Origin of the sequence: Limnohabitans sp., from assembly GCF_031539175.1 — a bacterium.
Taxonomy (GTDB): Bacteria; Pseudomonadota; Gammaproteobacteria; order Burkholderiales; family Burkholderiaceae_C; genus Limnohabitans.
On sequence record NZ_JAVKLQ010000033.1, the window covers coordinates 1 to 4,198 of the forward strand.

Sequence of the window (4,198 nt, forward strand, 5' to 3'; positions counted from 1 at the left end):
AACCGTGACGGATGAGGAATTGACTATGATTGAAAACCGATTGAATCATCGCCCCAGAAAGCGACTAGGATTCAAGACACCTCACGAGGTATTCCATGCCTCGTTAAAGCGTGTTGCACTTCGTCCTTGAATCCGCCAAAGTTAAATTGCCCAACGCCAACTCGGTTGGGGCTTGTTACCAAAGCGCTTTAAAAGCTCAGTGCTGCAAACCATCTGGCGCGCCATAAAACACGTAAGGATTTAAAAACTGGCGGTGCCAAAAATAATTTCGGTCTACCTCGCTTAACTTGGCCTCGTTACACAAGGCAAGCCACGACTCGCGAATCTCGGTAATCTGCCCATTCACAATCGCAAGCGCCTCATCTGGCTTTAGCAAAAAGGCAGCCGCAGCGTCTAAGCACGTTGCAATCTGACTGTTGCGCTTTTGACCATGAATCAACATGGCTTGCGTTGCCTCTTCGCCAGCCCTCGCCTGCGGACAAATGTCATACGCTGGCGTTAACGTCAATTGATGACCATCCCAAAAAGCAGCGTGATTCCGCGCGTGGTCGTCTGTATTGCCACACAAAACATTAAACACAATGCGGCCAAACAACTCTCGCAACGTTGCCTTGGCGTCCTTAAACCTGAACCGCACCAATTCGGCTAATTTTTCATAACTTGCATACGCCGCCATCATTTCATCTAGGCCCAGTAGGGTCAGTGCAGACACCATTGCACGTCGATGCCAACCACCCTGGTGGCGAACACGATCAAACCGCTCAATCAGCAACACATCTTTGCCCAATGTTGTCGTCAGCTGCACGTTGGCCACATTCAAACCAACTTTTGCAGCCAACCGCATGGCGATGTATTCCGCCTTCACCACGTTGTACAAATCGTTGCTCGCTGAAAACTTGGCAATCCACTTGCTATCGAACTCATCCAGCAAAACCTTTGGCCTCGCCCCGCCTAATGACGTGCCGTGCTGCAGCGCCTGCCCTAAATCTGCGGCAAGCGGCAAACCTTGAGCGACTTTGTCTGCTGCAGAAAACAAATCATCCAATGAAGCCTTCTGCGGCTGGCGCGCCACATACTGAGTGGGCGACACCTGAAAATCTAAAGCCCCGACACGATCAGAGCCAGACTCCAACAAATAAGTCAGCTCATCCAACTCTGCATCTGCGGCTGCAACACCTTTGAGCCCAAACTTGCGGTTAATCAATACACGGCGGCCCCATGCATCGGGCGATGCATCGCGAATGCAGCTTGGCATATCCATGCCCGGTAATAGCGGAATGGCACCAGCAACCAAGGGCAACTCTGGCGCATACAGAGCCATCGCATTGGATCGCTCTAAATAACTGCGGCCATAGTTAAACACCAGTTGCCGGCCTTGCCGCGTCAGCACCCCTGCCACCACCGGCGCATCGCTGTCAGGCAGCCAAACCCAAACATAGGCTTGGTTATAAATCGCTTGTTTCATGGCTTTAGAAGTCATCATGCACCTCGGCCTTTGTGCGTCTGATCGCCTTAGGCAACAACGCTAGCTTTTCAGTGTGGGCCGAAAGGCGCTTAGCCAAGGCACTTTCATCTGGCTCAAACAAGGCAACGCCACAAAGAGCCGCCACCTCGAAACATGCACCTATGGAACAGCCCACATCACCCCGCTCTATGCGCTGAAGCAAAGCACGCGAAATACCCGCACGCGCGGCTAGATCTGTGGTGTTAAAACCCTTCGCCAATCGCCCTTCGCGAATGAGCTGCCCTAGCAACTGCAAGGCCAGCATCGAATACTGAGAAAGTGGACGGGTTGCAGGCTTCACCATAATGATCTATTAATGAGTCAAAATCCTATTATTGACTCATTAACGAACAATTTCAAGTACATTAAAACGATTACCACCGCACCCCTACCGACACATCCAAGCCTCAACCTTGATCACTCGATCGTCAATCGGTTATTCAACGCGGCTTTAAGAGTGGCTGCGCCAAGCCGACATTGATATTTTGTTCAAAACGTTCGAATCGCCTTCAACCGAGTACTCATCAGTTGTCCAATTCGTGGAATAGAGAATTGCTCCTTCGCGTAATTGCGAACGGAAGCGGCAAAACTTTTATCCTTCGTACGCTCACGCGCCAGACGCAACTTCTTGGCGGCATCCGTGACTGAGGGATTGGCCCACACAGCGCCATCTTCAGGCTCCACAAACGGATACTCCCCCGCCCGCACCGGTACCGTTTCAAAGTCAACCGAAAAAGTCCACTCTGGATGCATAAAGTCTGCGTTACCTGAATAGCCCGTGGCGATCACAGGCTTGCCATAAAGCATCGCCTCAGCCAACGTACGGCCAAAACCTTCGGCTCTGTGGAGCGACACATACGCATCACACGCTTCCACCAAACCCAGCACATCTGAGCGGTCCATCGTCTCGGTAATCAGCCGAATCCGATGGTCCATTTTGCAAAGCGTCACAAACACCCCCCAGCGCGGGTCGTCCTCTTTGGCATTCATCACCTTCAGCACCAAATTCACATCTTTGTCTTTGGCAGGGAACGCCTGTCTAAATGCCTCAATCACCGCTTGCGGGTTCTTGCGCGCCAAATGTGAATTGAAGTCAAAGATGAACAAATAAAGAAACTTGCGATCAGACAACCCAAAACGGCGTCGGCTCAGTGTTTGGCCTCGGTCTACCGATGCAGGCAACGGCATCAAATGCACGGGTTTCTTGGTGGCATTCGCGTAAGTTGCACGCGTGAACTCACTCCCCGTCCACAACTCATCCATCAAATCAAAAGCCTCGCCCCAAGCCTTTGGCCAAACCGGCAACTCCCACGGCCACCAACCAATGTTGTAGTGACCACGAAAAATCTCCGGCCCCATGCGCAAAAACACCCGAGACACCACATCAAAGCCAGGTAAACAAAACACATTCACAGCGTAAGGCGCCTGTGCATCGCTGCGTTGCACTTGCGCTTGCAACGCCCCGTCAGCTTGGCGCAAATCCTTACCCGCATCAATATTCACCACACGATAAGGAATACCCGCGGCCTCACACGCCTCCACAGCCATTCGCACGTCTTCGCCAATACCCAGCTCGCCATAGGCAAAGCCGGTCGTGGTCTAGTTTGAAATTTCATTCTTTTTGTAAGAGCCGCGCTTTTTAGGCTGCTCATCCGTTGCTAACAATTCCAGAATTTCGTGATGCGACCACACATGATTTGCGACACCAGCTTCCATTGCAGGGGTCACGCGCAGCGTTTTATGGATTCTGCAAAAATTGTAGTGCATAGCAAACAAACTGAAGGCATGAAGATGATTTTCCAGCTTCTTACTAAAAGCATTCGTCAAGCGCGTAAACCGCCTATTTTGCATTCTGATCGTCAAATTGCTACGCTCCACATATGAGGTGCTGGCAAGCTTCATGTTTGGTGTGCCGCTCACGCGCTCCTTTTTAATGCCTGTGCAGTCAGCTGGGCTGTAACGTCCCTTGGTGCCATCAATTGACGCACCAAAGACCTTAATGATCTGCGCATAGTCAACATTACCTGCAAACGTATTTTCAACAGCATTCAAATAGGCTTTGTGTCCATCAGTCGTCAGCTGCACTCTGTTCGTTAAACGAGCCTCCAAGTCGCGCATGAACTCTAAAGCACATTCGGCATCTCTAGACCCCATGAAATAGCTGACCATCAGCTTGCTATCTGCATCAATTGCTGTCCATGTCCAAACATCGCCCGCACCCTCTGGCGCAGCAATGGCGGCGGCTACGTTTTTTTGTTTGGCATAGCAGAACGACCAAATCTCATCGCATTCAATTCGTTTTGTTTGAAGATTGCGCAGATGCGCATCCATGTATCCAGCGCAAGCGCTACCAGCATCCGCTAAAAGCTTTAGCACCGTCATTTTGCTTGCGCCTGTTACGCGACAAACGGCATTAACGCCCATGCCTTCGCAAAGTAGCGCAAGAACTTGGGCGCGATCTGATAGAGAAAGACGATTCATAGAGCTTTACTAATCTAGTGCTTAATTGATAATAGATTTTAATCCTTATCATCATTAATGTCAAGCATTAAAGTAGGCGGATTCAAGGACGAAGTGCAACAAAGATGAACTGGTTATAGGTGGCTGAGGATGCGAGAGCATCATGGCCGCTTTAACCGCCAAATCGAAATTGCCCAATGTACAAGCACCTCAGCCGAGAAGAACGATACCAAA

General features: G+C 50.6%; 4 protein-coding genes. All 4 read right to left on the bottom strand.

What is annotated here, in order from left to right:
- Positions 1-196 precede the first annotated feature (196 nt).
- A complete protein-coding gene (locus RMS95_RS06610; RefSeq protein WP_310644691.1) occupies positions 197-1,483 on the bottom strand; it encodes a HipA domain-containing protein in 1,287 nt (428 codons plus the stop codon).
- Entirely contained in the window at positions 1,470-1,808 is a 339-nt protein-coding gene (locus tag RMS95_RS06615) for a helix-turn-helix transcriptional regulator (RefSeq protein WP_310644692.1), read from the bottom strand. Before RMS95_RS06615 ends, RMS95_RS06610 begins: the two co-directional genes overlap by 14 nt.
- 185 nt (positions 1,809-1,993) lie before the next feature.
- Entirely contained in the window at positions 1,994-3,052 is a 1,059-nt protein-coding gene (locus tag RMS95_RS06620; RefSeq protein WP_310644695.1) for a glycosyltransferase, read from the bottom strand.
- 51 nt (positions 3,053-3,103) lie between these two features.
- Entirely contained in the window at positions 3,104-3,985 is an 882-nt protein-coding gene (locus tag RMS95_RS06625; RefSeq protein WP_310644694.1) for a DDE-type integrase/transposase/recombinase, read from the bottom strand.
- Positions 3,986-4,198 lie beyond the last annotated feature (213 nt).

Excerpts from the sequence above, each read along its gene's own strand:
- RMS95_RS06615 (WP_310644692.1), bottom strand. The coding sequence starts at position 1,808 with ATGGTGAAGCCTGCAACCCGTCCACTTTCTCAGTATTCGATGCTGGCC.
- RMS95_RS06610 (WP_310644691.1), bottom strand. The coding sequence starts at position 1,483 with ATGATGACTTCTAAAGCCATGAAACAAGCGATTTATAACCAAGCCTAT.
- RMS95_RS06620 (WP_310644695.1), bottom strand. The coding sequence starts at position 3,052 with ATGGCTGTGGAGGCGTGTGAGGCCGCGGGTATTCCTTATCGTGTGGTG.
- RMS95_RS06625 (WP_310644694.1), bottom strand. The coding sequence starts at position 3,985 with ATGAATCGTCTTTCTCTATCAGATCGCGCCCAAGTTCTTGCGCTACTT.